General features: G+C 64.5%; 18 protein-coding genes. 13 read left to right on the forward strand and 5 right to left on the reverse strand.

Features of this window, described 5'->3' with window-relative positions; translation table 11 throughout:
* Window positions 1–59 precede the first annotated feature (59 nt).
* The 5 genes from AC1MCD_RS06045 (at window position 60) to AC1MCD_RS06065 (ending at window position 4,963) form a co-directional block, all read left to right on the forward strand.
* Window positions 60–1,064 carry a branched-chain amino acid ABC transporter permease gene (locus AC1MCD_RS06045; protein ID WP_498676798.1) on the forward strand — a complete coding sequence of 335 codons (1,005 nt, stop codon included), beginning with the start codon at window positions 60–62 and terminating at the stop codon, window positions 1,062–1,064.
* Window positions 1,061–2,305 (forward strand): branched-chain amino acid ABC transporter permease, encoded by a 1,245-nt coding sequence (locus AC1MCD_RS06050; RefSeq protein ID WP_498676801.1) that lies wholly within the window; start codon window positions 1,061–1,063, stop codon window positions 2,303–2,305. Before AC1MCD_RS06045 ends, AC1MCD_RS06050 begins: the two co-directional genes overlap by 4 nt.
* Complete coding sequence (locus AC1MCD_RS06055; RefSeq protein ID WP_498676803.1) at window positions 2,302–3,234, forward strand: ABC transporter ATP-binding protein; 933 nt, start codon at window positions 2,302–2,304, stop codon at window positions 3,232–3,234. The genes AC1MCD_RS06050 and AC1MCD_RS06055 overlap by 4 nt, the downstream gene beginning before the upstream one ends.
* Complete coding sequence (locus AC1MCD_RS06060) at window positions 3,221–3,934, forward strand: ABC transporter ATP-binding protein (protein ID WP_498676805.1); 714 nt, start codon at window positions 3,221–3,223, stop codon at window positions 3,932–3,934. The genes AC1MCD_RS06055 and AC1MCD_RS06060 overlap by 14 nt, the downstream gene beginning before the upstream one ends.
* 129 nt (window positions 3,935–4,063) lie before the next feature.
* Window positions 4,064–4,963, forward strand: coding sequence for a Bax inhibitor-1/YccA family protein (locus AC1MCD_RS06065; RefSeq protein ID WP_498676807.1), 900 nt, complete (start codon window positions 4,064–4,066; stop codon window positions 4,961–4,963).
* Between the two features lie 112 nt (window positions 4,964–5,075).
* Here the strand turns inward: AC1MCD_RS06065 and galK are convergent, their stop codons facing one another.
* Together galK and galT are read right to left on the reverse strand one after the other, a co-directional pair.
* The gene (gene galK / locus AC1MCD_RS06070; RefSeq protein WP_498676809.1) at window positions 5,076–6,263 is read right to left on the reverse strand and encodes a galactokinase; all 1,188 of its coding nucleotides are present in this window, start codon (window positions 6,261–6,263) and stop codon (window positions 5,076–5,078) included.
* Window positions 6,260–7,423: a galactose-1-phosphate uridylyltransferase gene (gene galT / locus AC1MCD_RS06075; protein ID WP_498676810.1), complete on the reverse strand. Its 1,164-nt coding sequence runs from the start codon at window positions 7,421–7,423 to the stop codon at window positions 6,260–6,262. Before galT ends, galK begins: the two co-directional genes overlap by 4 nt.
* 128 nt (window positions 7,424–7,551) lie before the next feature.
* Here galT and AC1MCD_RS06080 point away from each other — a divergent pair, with 128 nt between their 5' ends.
* From AC1MCD_RS06080 to AC1MCD_RS06095, 4 genes are read left to right on the forward strand one after another with little or no spacing between them, the layout of a single operon-like run.
* Window positions 7,552–8,511 (forward strand): aldose 1-epimerase family protein, encoded by a 960-nt coding sequence (locus AC1MCD_RS06080; protein WP_498676812.1) that lies wholly within the window; start codon window positions 7,552–7,554, stop codon window positions 8,509–8,511.
* 40 nt (window positions 8,512–8,551) lie between these two features.
* Complete coding sequence (locus AC1MCD_RS06085) at window positions 8,552–9,865, forward strand: AI-2E family transporter (protein WP_498676813.1); 1,314 nt, start codon at window positions 8,552–8,554, stop codon at window positions 9,863–9,865.
* Window positions 9,866–9,912: 47 nt separating this feature from the next.
* A complete protein-coding gene (ilvA, locus tag AC1MCD_RS06090) occupies window positions 9,913–11,151 on the forward strand; it encodes a threonine ammonia-lyase (protein WP_498676816.1) in 1,239 nt (412 codons plus the stop codon).
* Between the two features lie 8 nt (window positions 11,152–11,159).
* The gene (locus AC1MCD_RS06095) at window positions 11,160–11,777 is read left to right on the forward strand and encodes a rhomboid family intramembrane serine protease (RefSeq protein ID WP_498676819.1); all 618 of its coding nucleotides are present in this window, start codon (window positions 11,160–11,162) and stop codon (window positions 11,775–11,777) included.
* Window positions 11,778–11,811: 34 nt separating this feature from the next.
* Here the strand turns inward: AC1MCD_RS06095 and greA are convergent, their stop codons facing one another.
* Both greA and AC1MCD_RS06105 read right to left on the reverse strand, forming a co-directional pair.
* Window positions 11,812–12,306: a transcription elongation factor GreA gene (gene greA / locus AC1MCD_RS06100; RefSeq protein ID WP_498676821.1), complete on the reverse strand. Its 495-nt coding sequence runs from the start codon at window positions 12,304–12,306 to the stop codon at window positions 11,812–11,814.
* A 152-nt stretch (window positions 12,307–12,458) separates the two neighbouring features.
* Entirely contained in the window at window positions 12,459–12,917 is a 459-nt protein-coding gene (locus AC1MCD_RS06105) for a DUF4307 domain-containing protein (protein WP_498676823.1), read from the reverse strand.
* A 183-nt stretch (window positions 12,918–13,100) separates the two neighbouring features.
* On the opposite strand from AC1MCD_RS06105, the gene mca reads away from it, so the two are divergent.
* The 3 genes from mca (at window position 13,101) to AC1MCD_RS06120 (ending at window position 16,759) form a co-directional block, all read left to right on the forward strand.
* Window positions 13,101–14,006 carry a mycothiol conjugate amidase Mca gene (gene mca / locus AC1MCD_RS06110; RefSeq protein WP_498676825.1) on the forward strand — a complete coding sequence of 302 codons (906 nt, stop codon included), beginning with the start codon at window positions 13,101–13,103 and terminating at the stop codon, window positions 14,004–14,006.
* 114 nt (window positions 14,007–14,120) lie between these two features.
* Complete coding sequence (locus AC1MCD_RS06115; protein WP_498676827.1) at window positions 14,121–14,450, forward strand: hypothetical protein; 330 nt, start codon at window positions 14,121–14,123, stop codon at window positions 14,448–14,450.
* A 98-nt stretch (window positions 14,451–14,548) separates the two neighbouring features.
* Entirely contained in the window at window positions 14,549–16,759 is a 2,211-nt protein-coding gene (locus AC1MCD_RS06120; RefSeq protein ID WP_498676829.1) for a thioredoxin domain-containing protein, read from the forward strand.
* Here AC1MCD_RS06120 and trhA read toward each other — a convergent pair.
* Complete coding sequence (trhA, locus tag AC1MCD_RS06125) at window positions 16,752–17,471, reverse strand: PAQR family membrane homeostasis protein TrhA (protein ID WP_498676831.1); 720 nt, start codon at window positions 17,469–17,471, stop codon at window positions 16,752–16,754. The genes AC1MCD_RS06120 and trhA overlap by 8 nt on opposite strands.
* A gap of 154 nt (window positions 17,472–17,625) precedes the next feature.
* Here trhA and AC1MCD_RS06130 point away from each other — a divergent pair, with 154 nt between their 5' ends.
* Window positions 17,626–18,387, forward strand: a complete 762-nt coding sequence (locus AC1MCD_RS06130; protein ID WP_498678200.1) for an isoprenyl transferase — start codon at window positions 17,626–17,628, stop codon at window positions 18,385–18,387.
* Window positions 18,388–18,498: the final 111 nt, after the last annotated feature.

Below are 18,498 nucleotides of genomic sequence, written 5' to 3' on the forward strand. Positions count from 1 at the left end.
GCCAGCATTCGCCGGCCCCCACAGCCTTTTCCTGACCTAACGCCTGACAGGAAGTCCCGATGCTCCCACTTCTCGTCCACCTGCCGCTGGAAAATGATTGGATTTCCTTCGACGTCCCGTCCCTTATGGAAAACTTCTGGAGCGCAACGTTTGACGGCCTGACCTTCGGTGCCATCTATGCGCTGGTCGCGCTCGGCTACACCCTCGTCTACGGCGTCCTGAATCTCATCAACTTTGCGCACTCCGAAGTATTCATCGTCGGCTGCTACGCAGTCTTTTTCACCCTTAGCGGCCTGGGTTTCGGCCCTTCGGCCCCCCGGCTGGACATCTGGGCCATCATCCTGAACCTGGTGCTGGCGCTGGTAGTCGCCATGATTGCCTCCGCACTGACCGCCTTCGTCCTGGAACGCGTGGCCTACAAACCGCTCCGAAAGCGAAATGCTCCCCGCCTGGTCTTCCTGATCACCGCCATCGGTGCATCGTTTACCATTCAGTACCTGATCTACCTCTGGCGCGGTCCGAGCCCGGAGCTGGCATTGACCATGTTCCGGCCGACCCCCATCTTCGATGTCTTCGGGACCATCATCGATTCCCAGCAGCTGGTCATCATTATCGCTGCAGTGATCATGATGGTTGCGACCGAGCGGTTTATCCGGAAATCGCGGACCGGCCGCGGCATTCGTGCGGTGGCCCAGGACCCGGACACGGCGACGTTGATGGGCGTCAATAAGGAACGCATCATCATTACCACCTTCGTCATCGGTGGTCTGCTGGCCGGAGCGGCGGCCCTCTTTTACGTCATGAAGATCCCGTCCGGTGTCCAATACAGCGGCGGTTTCGTTCTGGGCATCAAGGCGTTTGCGGCCGCAGTACTGGGCGGCATCGGCAACGTCCGGGGCGCACTGCTCGGTGGTCTGCTCCTTGGCCTCATCGGCAACTATGGCCAGATCCTGCTCGGAAATTCGCAGTGGACCGACGTCGTTGCCTTCGTGGTCCTTGTCCTGGTCCTCCTGTTGCGACCGCAGGGAATTCTCGGCACTGCCCTGGGAAGGAGCAAAGCATGAGCATGACAGATGGACCCACCCCGCTTCCGGAGGCGGCGTCTGCCCAGGCTGCTGCGGAGCGGGAGGCGGAGACCACCGGACCGGGAAGCAGCGTAACCCCGGAAAAGCGCGGGCGCGGGATCTTTGGCTCCTGGAGTGAGCGATGGAATGCACTCTCCCGCCAGCAACAGTGGGCCTTCCTGATTGTGGTTGTGGTCCTCGCCTACCTGCTGCCGCTGATCAATCCGCCCATCATCACCACAGAGCCGGGCAACAACTTCGCCCTCGCCTGCTTCGACATGGCACGCTTCGCCCTGATCGCCGTCGGACTCAACGTGGTGGTGGGTTACGCGGGCCTGCTGGACCTCGGGTACGTTGCCTTCTTCGCCGTCGGTTCTTACTGCGCGGCGATGCTGACGAGCCCGGACTCGCCGTTCCTGCACATCCCGTACTTGTGGACCATCCCGATTGCCATGGCCGTGACCATGTTCTTCGGCGTGGTGCTGGGCGTTCCAACCCTCCGGCTCCGCGGAGACTATCTGGCCATCGTCACCCTCGGGTTCGGGGAAATTGTCCGGATTCTTGCCACGATTATTCCGGCCATGAAAGGTCAGGTGGGATTCCAGAATGTTGGCCACCCGCCCGGAACCGAGGCGGACGGCACTCCCATCTTCTCCAATTCCAACGGTGTGCCGTGGTACTGGCTGACCCTGACCATCATCATCATCATCACGCTGCTTGTGGGGAACCTTGAGCGCAGCCGCGTGGGGCGGGCCTGGATTGCCATCCGGGAGGATGAAGATGCTGCGGAAATCATGGGCGTGCCCACCTTCAAGTACAAAGTGTGGGCGTTCGCTATCGGGGCAGCCATCGGCGGACTCTCCGGGGCCCTGTTTGCCGGCCAGGTGGGCTTCGTGAACAACCAGAAGTTTGACGTCACCACCTCCATCCTCTTCCTGGCCGCGGTGGTGCTCGGAGGCGCCGGAAACAAAGTCGGAGCCATCTTGGGTGGTGCCCTGGTGAGCTACATTCCGCTGCGTTTTACTGCAATTGCGGAGTACAAATACCTCATCTTCGGTATTGCCCTGGTGCTGATCATGATCTTCCGGTCCCAGGGCCTGCTGCCCGCACGCCAGCGCCTGCTCGCCTACGGGCGGACGGCGTACAGCAGGGTGGCAAAGAAGGACAGCACCGGCCCGTCGTCGCCCGGGGTGGCCGGTCCGCGGCCGGGCCCGAACAGTGAGAAAGGAGCGCAGGCATGAGCGAGGAAAACGCGCCGGCCAAGCCGACGCAGGCACAGGAAGCGGAGGCGCCCGCGCAAGCCGGACCTGACGTGGCTGCGCTGGCCGACGCGGGGGTGGAGCCGGAGCTGGCCGAAATGGTGGCTCCGGACCGGGAAATCGCCGCCAAGGTCGGGGAAAACATTGTTGAGGTCAAAAACCTCACGATCAAATTCGGTGGTCTTGTCGCGTTGGACAACATCAGCTTCAACATTAAACGTGGCGAGATCCTTGGGCTGATCGGGCCCAACGGAGCAGGGAAGACCACCTGCTTCAATGCGATGACGGGGGTCTACAAACCCACCAGTGGCCAGGTGGTCCTCGAAGGCCAGGTCATCAACGGGCTGAAGCAGCATAAGATCACCAGGCTGGGGCTTTCACGCACCTTCCAGAACATCCGTCTCTTCGGCGAGATGACGGCCCTCGAGAATGTCGTGGTCGGTTTGGACGCGCGCCACCGCACAAGTGTCGGCGGGGCATTGCTGAGGCTGCCCACCCACATCAGGGAGGAAAAGTCCGCTATTGAGCGCGGAATGGCCTTGCTGGACTTTGTGGGAATCGCCGACCACGCGCATTTTCTGTCCAGACACCTTCCCTACGGCTATCAGCGGCGCCTGGAGATTGCACGCGCCCTGGCCACGGACCCCAAGGTGCTGTGCCTGGATGAGCCTGCTGCCGGATTCAATCCGGCGGAGAAGGAGGAGCTGATGGCCCTGATTCGCACCATCCGCGACGAAGGCTATACGGTGCTGCTCATTGAGCACGACATGAAGCTGGTCATGGGAGTAACGGACCGGATTGTTGTCCTGGAATTCGGCAAGAAGATTGCCGACGGCCTGCCACGGGCCATTCGTGAAGATCCGCGGGTTGTTGCGGCCTACCTGGGGGAGCCCGAAGATGACGTTGCTTGAGGTTGAAGGAATTTCTGTCCACTACGGGCGCATTCGCGCCATCCGGGACATGTCCTTCACGGTCAACGAGGGGGAAGTTGTTTCCCTGATCGGAGCCAATGGGGCCGGCAAGACAACCACCATGAAGACGATCTCCGGGATCCTTAACCCCACGGCCGGCAAGATCACTTTTGCCGGTGAGGACATCACCAGGATGAAGGCCCATATCCGGGTTGTCCGGGGTATTTCCCAGGCTCCGGAAGGGCGGGGGATCTTTCCGGGTATGACAGTCATGGAAAACCTGGACATGGGAACCTTCGGCAGGAAGGACAGAAGCGGCGTGCCGCAGGACCTGGAGCGGGTGTTTGACCTGTTTCCGCGGTTGAAGGAACGGATCAAGCAATACGGCGGCACCATGTCCGGCGGTGAGCAGCAGATGCTGGCGATCGGACGGGCACTGATGTCAGGCCCCAAGCTCTTGCTCCTTGACGAGCCGTCGATGGGACTGGCACCGCAATTCATTCGCCAGATCTTCAAGATCATCAGGGAAATCAACAACCAGGGGACCACCGTACTTATGGTGGAACAGAACGCCAACCAGGCGCTTGCGGGCGCACACCGAGCCTTTGTCCTCGAGACCGGAGAGATCACCCACAGCGGAACCGGCGAGGAGCTGTTGGCGAATCCGGCGATCAAGGAGGCCTACCTCGGAGTGGGCTGACCCCGGCCAGCATCACAGTTGGGTTTCGGCGCCTTCGATAGGGGAACTTATTGGCGCGTGAGCGCGTAGATATTGGTAGCGTGACTTATAGTTCACGACTCTCAAACCTTTATTTGGAGGACACCAGCAATGGCACTTGGCGGAAACCCGATCTTCAACGGAAAGAATTTCCGTGGAGCAACGCAGGCACCGCGTGTCCCGCAGGCGCCCTACGGACAGCAGTCGTATGGCCGCGCGCCCGGCCAGGTGATGGACGGGCAGGCCGGTTGGGGCCAGCAGCAGCCGATGACCACTGAGCAGCTGCAGCAGATGTACAACCAGCCGGCCGCGGGTCCTGCGGATACCGGCCGGATGACGTACGACGACGTCATTGTCAAGACCGCTGCCTGCCTTGCCGTGGTTGTTACCGGCGCAGCCGTGACCCTGTTCGTCAGCATGGGCCTTGCCAGCATGCTGATGATCGTCGGTGCACTGGGCGGCTTCGTCCTGGCCATGGTCAACACGTTCAAGAAGCAGCCCTCACCGGCGCTGATCCTCGCCTACGCCGGACTGGAAGGCCTGTTCCTCGGCGGACTTACCCGCATCCTGGACCAGATGTATCCCGGTGTCGGTCTGCAGGCTGTCATCGGCACGCTGTCGGTGTTTGCCGTGACGCTGGTCCTGTTCCGGAGCGGTAAGGTCCGGGCCACGCCCAAGGCCATGCGCTTCTTCATGATTGCGATCATCGGCTACGCCGTGTTCTCGCTGATCAACCTGGTGATGATGTGGACCGGTGCGGTGCAGGAACCCTTCGGCCTGCGGACCAGCGTTGAAATCTTCGGCATTCCACTGGGTGTCTTCATTGGCCTGCTCGCCATCGGTCTGGCGGCGTTCTCACTCATCATGGACTTCACCAGCATCGAGGCCGGCGTGCAGAGTGGCGCTCCGCAGCGCTTCTCCTGGACCGCAGCCTTCGGCCTGACAGTCACCCTGGTCTGGCTGTACGTGGAGATCATCCGCCTGCTCGCCATTCTGCGCGGCGACGACTAGTACCCAAGCGGCATTCGCCGTCGTACGAATCCACTCAGGAGGGCTCCCGCCCCGTGCAGCGCGCACGGGGCGGGAGCCCTCTTTTGTTGTTGCTGTCAGCCGTGCCCGTGGGCTACGAGACGCGCTTCGCGCCGGCGGCCGGGGTCACGGTGAATATCTCTGGAGCCGTGTAGCCAGCCTTGGAGAACGCGCGTTCGACGGCGGTGCGCACCTGCTGCTCGGCCGACACCGGTGTGAGGGCGATGGCCGCCCCGCCGAAACCGCCGCCCGTCATCCGCGCGCCAATGGCCCCATTGGCGCGCGCGGTTTCCACTGCAAGATCCAGTTCCGGGCAGGAGATCTCGAAGTCGTCCCGCATGGACACGTGGCTGGCGTCCAGCAGCGCCCCGATGGCGCCGGGGCCCTTACTGCTGAGCAGCTCCACGGTCTGCAGGACCCGCTCGTCCTCGGTCACCACGTGCCGGACGCGCCGGTAGGTGACCTCGTCCAGGAGGCTGCCCGCCTTCGGCAGATCGCCGGTCTGGACATCACGGAGCGCCTTGACGCCGAGCAGTTCGGCGCCTAACTCGCAGGACGCGCGGCGGGACGCGTAACCGCCGTCGGCATGGGAGTGGGAAACCTTGGTGTCGATCACCAGCATGACAAGTCCGGCGGACTCGGCATCGAAGGGAACCAGCTGAACGCTCTGGTCCCGGCAATCCAGAAACACGGCATGGCCTTTGGCGCCGCGAAGTGACGCAGACTGGTCCATGATGCCTGTGGGGGCCCCGACGAAGTCGTTTTCGGCGCGCTGCGTGGCGAGGACCATGTCCTCCGGTCCCAGCCCGGCTCCCGTCAGTTCGTTGAGGGCCGTGATGACAGCGCACTCGATGGCGTGTGAGGAGGACAGGCCGGCTCCCAGCGGCACGTCGGAATCAAGGAGCAGGTCCAGGCCGGGGACCGCGATGCCGCGCTGCTGCAGGGCCCAAATGACACCAAGCGGGTACTTGGTCCAACCTTTCGCTGAGCCTGGCGCCAGAGCGGCCAGGTCAGCGGTCACCATGCCTTGGTCGCCGTAGGTGGACAGGAGCCTGACCGTGGAGTCCGTCCTGACTGCGACGGCGACGCGGGCAGCTTTGTCGATGGCGAACGGGAGCACAAAGCCCTCGTTGTAGTCGGTGTGCTCGCCTATCAGGTTAACGCGTCCCGGTGCCTGCCAGACGCCGTCGGGAAGACGGCCGAACTCCCGCTCAAAGCGGGCGGCAAGTTCCGCCGCGCCGGCCGGGGCCGGTGTGGTCAGCGGGTCAGGGGCTGCGCTCATGTGTGGACTCCTTCGGGTTGGGCGGCCAGCGGGTCAGTGGGGGCAGCAGACTGCGGAACAGTGACTGCACGGAGCCGCTCGGCCACGCTTTCCGGTGTGGTGTCGTTGATGAACGCGCCCATGGCGGCCTCGGAGCCAGCGAGGTACTTCAGCTTGTCCGCTGCCCGGCGGGGGGAAGTCAGTTGGAGGTGCAGATAGCTTGCCGGGCGCAGCACGTGGTCTAGGGGGGCCTGATGCCAAGCCGAAATGTAAGGCGTCGGCGTCGGGTAGAAGGCGTCAAGCCGCTTCAGGAGGTCCAGGTAAACGTGAGCCAGTTCGTCCTTTTCCTCGCCGCTCAGGGCGGCAAGATCAGGTACCTGGCGGTGCGGAACAAGGTGGATTTCCAGCGGCCAGCGGGCAGCAAACGGCACGTAGGCGCTGAAGTTCTCGCCTTCCATCACCATCCGGCTCCCGTCTTCGCGTTCCGCCCGCAGCAGCGACCCGGTGAGGGTCTGCCGGCCGTCGGATCCATCATAGAATTTCCGCGCTGCAACTCCGAGGGTTTCCGCCCGCGGGGTGATGTAGGGGTAGGCGTAGATCTGGCCGTGCGGGTGGTGCAGGGTGACGCCGATGTCCGCTCCCCGGTTCTCAAACGGAAAGACCTGACGGACCCCCGGGAGCTTGCTAAGGGCGTCGGTTCGGTGTGCCCATGCCTCCACCACGGTGCGGGCGCGGGCCTCGCTCAGTCCGCTGAATGAACCTGTGTGTTCGGGCGTAAACGACACCACTTCGCAACGCCCGTTCGCGGGACCGGTGGTTCCCCACGCCGGATCCTCCGGGATCGGGCCGGCCGCAGGGCCCAGGGACGGGAACCGGTTTTCGAACACCACGACGTCGTAGTCGGGCGAAGGAATTTCCGAGGCATTGTGTGCGGTGGTGGGGCATAGGGGGCACTGGTCGGCGGGCGGCAGGTGCGTACGTGTCTGCCGATGGGCCGCAACGGCCACCCATTCATTCGTCAGGGCATCGAAGCGGATTTCTCCGGGCTCCGCGCGCTCAGGAAGCTCACGCCGATCGGGGGCCGCCTCCCGGGCGCGGGACGCGGCAAGACGGGACCCGGCGTCGTCGAAATAAATAAGCTCCCGGCCATCGGCGAGCCGGGTGCTGGTGATTCCTGTCATGGCTGAGGTCCTTAGAAAGTGCGGCGTGGATCAATCATGCCAAGAATCGGCCCAAAAAGGAAGATTTTCAAACAAAACATAACAAACGACGATGGCCGGAGCCGCCCGCCCCCTGTACGGTGGTGCTCATGACTTCGAGTACAACCCCGGACGCGAGCGCTCCCTCCTGTTTTCAGGCTTACGCCACCGGACGTCAATACGAGATCCGGAGGGCTGATGCCCTGGCCGTGGTTACCGAGCTGGCGGCCGGCCTCCGGCTCTACAGCCGTGCCGGTGTGCAGCTCACAGAGACCTACGGCGATGCCGAAATTTCTCCCGGGGCCGCCGGCATCACGCTCGCCCCCTGGGCAAACAGGGTGGAGGACGGGGTCTGGTACCTCGACGGTAAGAAGCAGCAGCTCGACATCACCGAGGTCTCGCGGAACAACGCCAGTCACGGGCTGCTCCGCAACGCCGCCTACAGCCTGGTTGACGAGTCCCAGTATTCAGTGACCCTCGAAGCGACGGTATTTCCGCAGCACGGCTATCCCTTCCTGGTACGCCACCGGGTGCAGTACCTCTTGGCGGAGGATCTGGGCCTGGAAGTGCGTCAGACCCTGATCAACGACTCCATCGCCCCGGCACCGTTCGTGCTGGGGTCCCACCCGTACCTCCGGCTCGGCGACGCGGACGTGGATAACCTGGTGCTGACTGTGGCTGCTGACACCCGCCTGGTGGCGGACGAGCGGCTGATTCCGCGCAGCACGGAGCCTGTCAGCGGGGACAGCGACTTCCGCGACGGCCAGCGTGTCGGGGACCTTGACATCGATGTGGCACTGACAGGCCTCACGTTCGACGGCGGCGCGGCCCGCCATACGCTCACCGCGCCGGACGGCCGCAGTGTGACGTTGTGGCAGGACGAATCCTGCGGTTACGTCCACGTCTTCGTGACAACCCAACTGCCGGGCCGGCCCAGGGCGGTGGCCATTGAACCCATGACCGGTCCCGCCAACGCCTTCAACTCGGGCGACGGGCTGCGCTGGCTCCCGCCGGGAGAATCCTTCACCATGACGTGGGGGATCGATGCTGTGTTGGGTGATGACGGGTAGTCGTTTCGCATAAGGGCCGCAGCTGAGGAAGTATTAGGCTATGACGCCAGCCGAGGACGCCGCCCCATCCACTTCAACTCCGGGCCGGCAGGTACCGGACTCGGTCCGGCCTGCTGAAAAGCACCGCCCGCCCCGCATACGGGGGGACCGCGAGCTCGACCAGGACATCCCGTACGGGGTCCGCATCGCAGCCTCGTGGGCCTGGCGGATCGGGCTCATCCTGGTGGTGGGGGGCGCCCTGATCTGGCTGCTGAGCCGGATCAGCTTCCTGATCATTCCCGTTATGGTGGCAGCGCTCCTGGCCGGACTGCTGAGTCCGGTGGTGCGCTGGTTGCGGAGCAAGCGGCTGCCAAACGGCGCCGCGGTAGCCCTCACCGTACTGGGATTCATCGGGCTGATCGTTGGCGCCCTCGCCCTCGTTGGGCGCCAGCTGGTCTCCGGCTTCGGCGAACTCTGGTCGCAGGCGCTGGCCGGTGTGAAGCAGGTCCAGGACTGGCTGGCCGACGGGCCGCTGCACCTGACGGCGGACCAGATCGACCAGTACCTCAAGGAAGCCACCGCGGCCCTGCAGAACAACAGCAGCAGCATCCTCAGCGGGGCACTGTCCTTTGGCAGTACGGCGGGCCACTTCGCGGCCGGCCTGGTGCTGGCCCTTTTCATCCTCATTTTCTTCCTGCTTGAGGGCGACAGGATCTGGGCCTTCATCGTCCGCCTGCTGCCGAAGAAGGCGCGCGCTGCCACGTTTGGTGCCGGACGCAAGGGCTGGACGTCGATGGTCAGCTACGCGCGGATCCAGATGTTTGTGGCTTTTGTGGACGCGGTGGGTATTGGCGTTGGAGCGGCGATCATCGGTGTTCCGCTGGCACTGCCGCTGAGCGTGCTCGTGTTCATTGGTTCCTTTATTCCGGTGGTCGGCGCCCTGGTCACAGGCGCCATCGCCGTCCTCCTGGCGCTCGTGGCCAACGGTCCGATCAACGCCCTCATCATGCTGGCCATCGTGCTGCTGGTCCAGCAGTTGGAGAGCCACATCCTGCAACCCCTGGTGATGGGCAAGGCCGTATCCCTGCATCCGGTGGCGGTCATCCTCAGTGTGGCCGCAGGATCGTACCTGGCAGGTATTCCCGGGGCGCTGTTCTCGGTGCCCATTCTTGCCGTAGCAAACTCCGCAATTCGCTACATCGCTGCCAGAACGTGGGAACATGAACAAGTGCTGGTAACCCCCGAAGGGCCAGTGACGCTAGGCCCGGACACTGATGGCACCATCAGGGACGTCCGGTTGCCGGGCGGCCGGTCCCTCCGTGGCAAGGATGCCGCAGCCAGCACAGACGCATCCAACCCGGAGGGCAAGGCTTGACCCGTCGGCCGGCCACCGGGGCCGAATCCACCCAAGGAGAACAGTCCGTGAACACCCTCGATACCCTTCCCGTCACGCTGGACGATGTCCTGGAGGCGCAGAAGCTGCTCGAGGGAATTATTACGCGGACACCGGTGGAATCCTCGCGGGCCCTCGGCAGCATGGTGGGCGGCGAGGTCTTTTTCAAGTGCGAAAACCTGCAGCGGGCCGGATCCTTCAAAGTCCGCGGCGCCTACGTGCGGATGGCAAAGCTGTCCGCGGAAGAGAAAAAGCGCGGCGTTGTGGCTGCGTCGGCGGGGAATCACGCCCAGGGCGTGGCGGTGGCCGCCAAAGCGCTAGGCATTAAGGCCCGTATCTACATGCCGCTGGGCGTAGCGCTTCCCAAACTGGCTGCCACCCGCAGCCACGGAGCCGAGGTAATACTCCACGGGCACAACGTGGACGAGGCCCTCGCCGAGGCGCAGCGGTATGCCGACGAATCCGGCATGGTTTTTGTGCACCCCTTCGACAACGTGGATGTGGTGTCCGGCCAGGGCACCGTGGGCCTGGAGATCCTGGAACAGATCCCCAACGTGGACACCATCCTGATGGGAGTAGGCGGTGGCGGGCTGCTGGCCGGCGTTGCCGTCGCGGTCAAGGCAAAAGCCCGGGAGCTTGGGCGTGAGATCCGCATCATCGGCGTCCAGGCCGAAAATGCAGCCGCTTATCCGCCGTCGCTCGCCGCAGACGCCCTGGTTCCGCTGAAGAAAGTTTCCACCATGGCTGATGGCATCGCCGTGGGCCGCCCCGGCCAGCTGCCGTTCAGCATCATCCGTGAACTGGTTGATGATGTGGTCACAGTCAGCGAGGATTCGCTGGCGCGTGCGCTGATCTTCCTGCTGGAACGGGCCAAGCTGGTGGTGGAGCCCGCAGGTGCCGTGGGGGTTGCAGCGCTGATGGACGGCAAGATTGAAAACCCGGGCACCACCGCTGTGATCCTGTCCGGCGGGAATATTGACCCCATGCTGATGCTCAAGGTCATCCAGCGCGGTTTGTCCGCCGCCGGCCGCTATATGACGGTGCGTATGATGCTCGATGACCGCCCGGGCTCGCTGGCAACCATCGCCCGGATCATTGCCGAAAACGATGCCAACGTGACCGGGCTGGACCACACGCGGGTTGGCGGCTCAATCAGCATGGGTGACGTCTCCATCACCGTTAACCTCGAAACCAAAGGCCACGAACATTGCGAACAGGTCCTGGGTGCCCTCCGCGCCGAGGGTTTTCAGCCGATTGTGGTGCATTAGGAGCGGCCATGCTGGATGCGATGGGGGACGGAAGGCCACGGAGCAGGGAAACCACGGCTTCGCGCGCCAAGGGCGGGCTGCTGGTTTCGGGCGGCTTTGTGGTCCTGCTCTTCGTCATTGAAGTGGTCAATATGCTGACCCTCCACGCCCTGAACCGGACGTTCGGGCTGAGGCCAAGGTCGTTGGACGGGCTCCTGGACATCTTCACCTTCCCGCTGCTTCACGCCAACATGAACCATCTGCTGTCCAACGCCCTCCCGCTGGTCATTTTCGGGTTCCTTGTTTTCCTGTCCGGCCTGCGGGTGTTCCTGACGGCGCTGGCGTTCAGCTGGCTGGGCTCCGGGCTGACCGTGTGGCTGATTGGCGACGGCGGCATCACCGTGGGCGCCTCCGGCCTGGTCTTCGGATTGTTCGCCTTCCTCCTGGTTCGTGGTTTCTTCAACCACAGTTGGCGGCAGATCCTCCTGGCCGTGGTCCTTTTTATGGTCTACGGGAGCATCCTGCTGGGTGTGCTGCCGATCATGGGCGGCTTCATCTCCTGGCAGGCCCACCTTGGCGGCGCGGCCGGTGGTGTAGCCGCTGCTCTGCTGCTGCGCCCCAAGCACACCAAAACGCCGGCCCCCTGACGGGGGCCGGCGTTGAAGTTGAGGCTAGGGAATGTCAGCCTGTGTAAGGCTTGGCCGAGATGATCTCAACCGAGATGTCCTTGCCGTTCGGAGCGGTGTAGCTGAGCGTCTCGCCCTCTTTGTGCCCGACTATGGCGGCGCCGAGCGGTGACTTCTCGCTGAACACGTCCAGGTCCGAGTCGCCGGCGATTTCGCGGGAGCCGAGCAGGAACGTCTCTTCGTCACCAGCGATCTTGGCGACAACAAGCATGCCGGCCTCGACGATGCCGTCATCCGCCGGGGCTTCCCCAACATGGGCATCGCGCAGAAGTGCCGTCAGCTGGCGGATCCGGGCTTCAATCTTTCCCTGTTCCTCTTTGGCTGCGTGGTAGCCGCCGTTTTCCTTGAGGTCGCCCTCCTGCCGGGCAGATTCAATCTTCTGGACAATCTCCGCACGGCCAGCGCCGGAAAGGTGGTCCAGCTCTGCCTTCAGGCGGTCAAAAGCTTCCTGGGTGAGCCAGGCTGCAGGCGCGCTGTTGGTGGTAGACACGGACTTCTCCTAATGGTCATACATGCAAAAGACCCCGCCACGGTGGCCACTTGTGGAACTCAGTAACCAGCTCAGCGGGGTAAAGGTATTGGTTCATTGTAGTCAAAACTGTGGAGATATCCCAACGGGGAAGCGGCGCAGATCACATGTTGTTACTTTCCGCTACCCGGAACCCAGCAGTTGTCCACCACTCCGGAAACGGAAAGCGATTCCGTCCGCACTGCCACGCGCTGCGCAACTGTTCGGCCGCCGTCGGGCGTTTTGTCCGCTTCTCCCAGCGGGATGTCCACCACTTTCCAGCCCACAACGGCGAACTTGGAATCCAGGGCCTTTACAGCGCATTTAATGGCCGTGCCGGGCTCCCTGGTGACCTGGAAATCAATCTCGGCCTGCGTGGCGTCCACGGTGCTGAAACCGATGTCCTTGAAGCTGACAGCAGAGACGGCTGAGGATGTGGAGACCCAAGCCATGAAACCAACGCCGACAGCAAGGCCAGCCACGGCGATGCCGCGTTTGGCCGCCCGCGAAAGGGACCGCTTTTGGCCGCCATAACGATTGGCTAGGCTAGTGTCTGCAGGCGGGGACACGGCGGGCTGATCCTGGGAAGTCACCAGTCCAGTTTAGTTCGGATCCGGACCGTGCCCGTCCCAGCGGATCATGCAGCCGGTCCGTGCATGGGTCTGCGCCCGATTCAGCACCGCAGGCGTCAACGTTTCCACAGCCCGTTAAGCCAGATGGCCGAAGTGCCAGCCCCTCAAGAATCCAGACCCAGAAGAATAAGGAGCCGTCCTTCGATGACAGCGTCCACCCAAAGCCCGGCTCCACTCCGCCTGCTCGCCGTTCATGCGCACCCGGACGACGAATCCAGCAAGGGAGCGGCAACCATGGCCATGTACGCTGCGGCCGGCGTGGACGTCATGGTTGCCACCTGCACGGACGGCTCCCGGGGCGATATCCAGAATCCAGCGGTGGAGGATGCGCCCCATCCAAAACGGGATATGGCGGGGGCGCGGCGGCTGGAGATGAATGAGGCGGCCAGGATACTGGGCATTAAGCAACGGTGGCTGGGGTTTATGGATTCGGGGTTGCCCGAGGGCGACCCGTTGCCGCCCTTGCCCGTCGGATCATTCGCGCTGCAGCCGTTGGAGCGCGCCGCAGCGCCCCTGGTGCGCCTGGTCCGGGACTTCAAGCCGCACGTCATCGTGAGCTATGACGAAAACGGGGGATACCCGCACCCCGACCACATCATGGCCCACCGGGTGGCCGTGGAGGCCTTTGCCGCTGCCGGCGACCCGGACCGCTACCCCGGAACGGGTCCTGCCTGGGAACCGAGCAAGCTGTACTACGACCGTGCCTTCAACCCTGCGCGGTTCCGTGCTTTGCATTTTGCCCTTGAGGAAGCGGGCCTGCGGTCCCCGTACGCGGAGCGCCTTGCCGCCTGGCTCGAAGCCGACGCCGAGGGCCATACCCCGCCGCCGGGCGCCCACACCACCACCACGCAGATTGATTGCGGCGACTACTTCGAGGCCCGCGACGACGCACTCCGGGCGCACAGCACCCAAGTGGATCCCCTGGGGTTCTTCTTCGCTGTGTCCGCTGAGATGCAACGCCGGGTGTGGCCATGGGAAGACTACTCGCTGATCGAGTCCAGGGTTCCGGCCACCTTTCCGGAGAAGGACCTGTTCGCCGGGCTAAGATAGATGCGGCAGATTATTCTATGCCGTGTAGAAAAGCAGTGGGATGATCCGGGTCCAGCGGCCCCGGGTGCGGAAACCGTCGCCGGCTGCCCACCAGTTTCCATAGAAGGTTAAACCGTGCATCACTTGCTCCTGGCTTTGTCCACCACGCCTATGCCCATGCCCACGCCAAGCCTGCGGGAAGGCATTTCCGAGGACCAGATCACTCCGGGCCTGTGGGGCTTCATCATGACGGCCTTTTTTGTCCTCGCCACCACGCTGCTGATTGTGGACATGGTCCGCCGCATCCGGCGGGTCCGATACCGGGGCCAGGTGGAAGAAGAACGCCAGGCGGCCGCCGAGGCTGCAGGCATTGAAGCTGACGAAGTCCGCCATCCGTTGGAGGACGATATCCAGAGCCGCGCCCAGGACAGCTCAGACGCCAACCCGCGCAGCCCGAAGGACTAGCCGGGCACCTCTCCCGCGCCACCGCCCCGCTCGTCACTACCTCCGTAGACTGGGACTGCCGGCAACATTCCCTGCAGTCAGTGAACGAAGGGGCACGGATGGACAGCGAGAACCAAGGCCTTCCCTCTGAGGAGAGCCTGCCCGCCCCCGCCACCAATGCCTTGGGCGCTGAACCTTCCGCGTATCTGCGCCAGCATGCGCACAACCCGGTCCACTGGCAGCCGTTCGGTGCTGCTGCCTTCGACGCCGCCGCCGCCAGGGATGTGCCGGTGTTCCTGTCGATCGGCTACGCAGCCTGCCACTGGTGCCATGTCATGGCGCATGAGTCTTTTGAGGACCAGGAAACCGCCGAGTATTTGAACGCGCATTTTGTATCCATCAAGGTGGACCGGGAAGAGCGTCCCGACGTGGACGCCGTGTACATGGCGGCGACGCAGGCGATCAGCGGCGAGGGCGGCTGGCCGATGTCCGTTTTCCTCACTCCCGAGGGCCTTGCCTTCCATGCCGGAACCTACTTTCCGCCCCGCCCGATGCCCGGGCGGCCCTCGTTCCGGCAGGTGCTGGCAGCGGTCCAGGACGCATGGCAGGAACGGCGCGACGCGGTGGAACAGAACGCAGCGTCGCTGGCTCAAAGCCTGGGCGACGCGCAACTCTCGGCCGCCGTGACGGTCTCGGGACCGCCGCCCCTGCTTGACCCGGACCTCCTTCCTGCTGCCGTGGCATCCCTGGCCCGTTCCGAGGACGTGTCCGGCGGCGGCTTCGGCGCCGCACCGAAATTCCCGCCGTCGGCCGTGTTGGAGTTCCTTATCAGGCACGCCGCGGTACCCTCGGACACTGCTGACGCCGCACGGGACATGGCGGCCCGGACGTTGGCGGCCATGGCCCGCTCGGCGTTGTTCGACCAGCTGGACGGTGGCTTTGCCCGGTACTCGGTCACCCGGGACTGGTCAGTCCCGCACTTTGAAAAGATGCTGTACGACAACGCCCAGCTACTCCGGGAGTACGTGCACTGGGTGCGCCTGGGCGGCAATGAGGTGTTCCCCGCCGAGGAAGCCGCGGATGTGGCCATCAGTACCGCAGAGTGGCTGCTGGAGTCCCTCGGCCTCGGCCCGGTCGGCGATGCAGGCGGCCCAGGCCTCGCGCTCGCCTCATCCCTCGACGCCGACTCCGTGGTGGACGGTGAACATCACGAAGGCGCAAGCTACCTGTGGACCCTTGAGGGCCTCCAGGAGGTGCTGGGCGACGCCGACGGAGCCGCCCTCGCCCGCCTGATGAACGTCGGGGAGGAAGGTACCGTCTCCCGGTACGGCTCGCCGCTGCACCCGGCACGGCGCCTGGGCCGTGCAGAGGCCGAGCTTTGGGCCAAGGCCCGTCCCGTTCTGCTCACCGCCAGGAAACTGCGGCCCCAGCCTGCCCGGGACGAGAAGGTGGTGGCCGGCTGGAACGGGCTCGCAGTCGCCGCGCTGGCCGAAGCCGGGGCGGTGCTGGGCCGGCCCGACTTCGTCGGCGCTGCGGAGTCCATCGCCGTCTACCTTGAACGCGTCCACTGGCAGCCTGACGCCCGCGCGCTGATCCGGGTCTCACACGCCGGAACGGCCCGCGGGATGGAGGGGCTGCTTGAGGACTACGCCTTCTGCGCAGAGGGGATGTTTGCCCTGTATGCAGTCACTGGCCGGACGCGCTGGTACCGCTTTGCCGAGCAGCTCGTGGACACGGCCGGCAGCCGCTTTGTGGTGGCCGGCCGCCTGGTTGACACCGCCGGGGGAGATGGCCAAGTCCGGGCGGCGCAGGGCGGCCAGTCGGGCCTGGACCCGTTCGACAACGCCACGCCCAGCGGCGCCGCCGCGTTCGCCGGCGCCCTGCTCAGCTACGCGGCGCTTTCGGGGTCCGCGGAGAACCGGGCCCTGGCCTCACAGGTCCTCGCGCTCCTGCCGCCGCTGGCAGGCCGGGCGCCGCGCGTGGCCGGCTGGCTCCTGGCGACCGCGCAGGCAGCCCTCGCAGGCCCCGTGGAGGCCGCCGTCGTGGGGCCGCCCGGTCCTGAAAGGGAGGAACTGCACCGGGAGCTGCTCACGTCAGCCAGTCCAGGCTTGGTGATCGCGGTGGAGGACGACGGCGGCGCGCACGTTCCGCCGTCGGACGCCCCTTCCGGAGGGGAACCTGTCCCGCTGCTGGCGGGCAGGCCCCCCGGGCCGGGGGGATCCCCAGTGGCCTATCTGTGCCGGAACATGGTGTGTGAACGCCCTGTGGCCACGGCCGAGGACCTGCGGACGCGGCTCCAGCTAATGCTGGGTGCGGGCCCCGTCAGCTGAGGACGGCGATGAGGATTGCCGCGAAATGCGCGCCGAAGGCAAACACCGTCAGCGCGTGAAAGAGTTCGTGGAAGCCGAAGTGCTGGTAGCTGAAGTTGGGCTTCTTGAGCGCATAGAACACGGCGCCGGTGATGTACAGGACGCCCCCGACGCAGATCAGGATGGCCGCAGGGACGCTGGCGGCGAAGAACTCCGGCAGGTAGAACAGCGATCCGCAGCCGAGGGCGATGTAGATGGGCACATACAGCCAGCGAGGGGCCTCGGTCCACAGGAGGCGGAAAAGGACGCCAAGAATCGCGCCGGACCAGATGACCCAGAGCAGCAGCACGGCCTTGGGCTGCTCCAGCAGCGACCAGGCAAGCGGCGTGTAGCTACCCGCGATGACCAGCATGATGTTGGTGTGGTCCAGTCGTTTGAGGACCATCTTGACGCGGGGGGACCAGTTTCCCCGGTGGTATACGGCGCTGACTCCGAAAAGCAGTACGCCCGTGGCGGCGTAGATGGCTGAGGTGATCTTGCGGTCCGTTGTGGGGGCCACGGCCACCAGGATGATCCCCGCCACCAGCGCCAGCGGTGCCGCGACGGTGTGGATCCAGCCGCGCCACTTCGGCTTGATCATCAGGAGCTCGGCCAGCCGTACCGCGGCGTCATCCACCGGGCTATGGCCGTCCGATCCGGGGGCGCGGCCGGCGTCGGGAGTCTGGCTGTTCATGCCTCCAGAATATCCTCCGGCGCCGTAAGTTACTCACCGGTAACCAATTTTGACGGCCGGGAAGGGTCGCGACGGCGCAAGCGGCCCGCCCGCGGACGGTAGCCTAGGATGTGCAATGCCGTCGAACAGTAACGGAAGTCAGGTGAGTCTCCTCGTGGAATTGGGCGGGTTCCTTTATGGCTTCTACGAGAGGCGGCTTCTCCGGGAGCTGGCCGGCGGCCGCATCCCCAAGCACATCGGCGTGATGGTGGACGGCAACCGCCGGTGGGCCAAGCAGTTCAACGCGCCCACCAGCCAAGGCCACCAGGCCGGCGCCGACAAAATCCACGAATTCCTCGGCTGGTGCCAGGAACTCGGCGTCAAAGTGGTCACGCTCTACATGCTTTCCACGGACAACATGAGCCGCTCCAGCGAGGAACTGGATCTCCTGATGGGGATCATCGCCAACACCCTGGACCGGCTCGACGAGGACGCCAACATTTCGGTGAACGCCATGGGAGCACCCGAGCTCCTTCCCGACTACCTCGCCGAGCGGCTCAACAAGCTGACGGCCCGGACGCCGGTGCAGGAAAAGATCCACGTCAACGTTGCGGTGGGTTACGGGGGGCGCCGGGAGATCGTTGACGCCGTACGGGAGTTGCTACACGACGCCGTGGCCAAGGGATCCGACATTTCCGCGCTTGCGGACAGCCTGACCGTGGACGACATTTCCCGCTTCCTGTACACCCGCGGCCAGCCCGACCCCGACCTGGTGATCAGGACCTCCGGGGAACAGCGGCTGTCCGGCTTTCTCATGTGGCAAAGCGCCTACAGCGAGTTCTACTTCTGCGAGGCTCTGTGGCCGGCGTTCCGCAAGGTCGACTTCCTGCGGGCACTGCGCGACTACGCCGGCCGGCAGCGGCGCTTCGGCACCTGAGCCCGGTTCATCTGGAATTCACAAGCCAGTAACAGGACTCGCCAACGGATGATTCCGGAAATTACTGGCGGGGGATTTACGTTGTAACCATCAGCAGGCAAAACCGCCGGC

This window comes from Arthrobacter sp. BF1 (assembly GCF_056680215.1).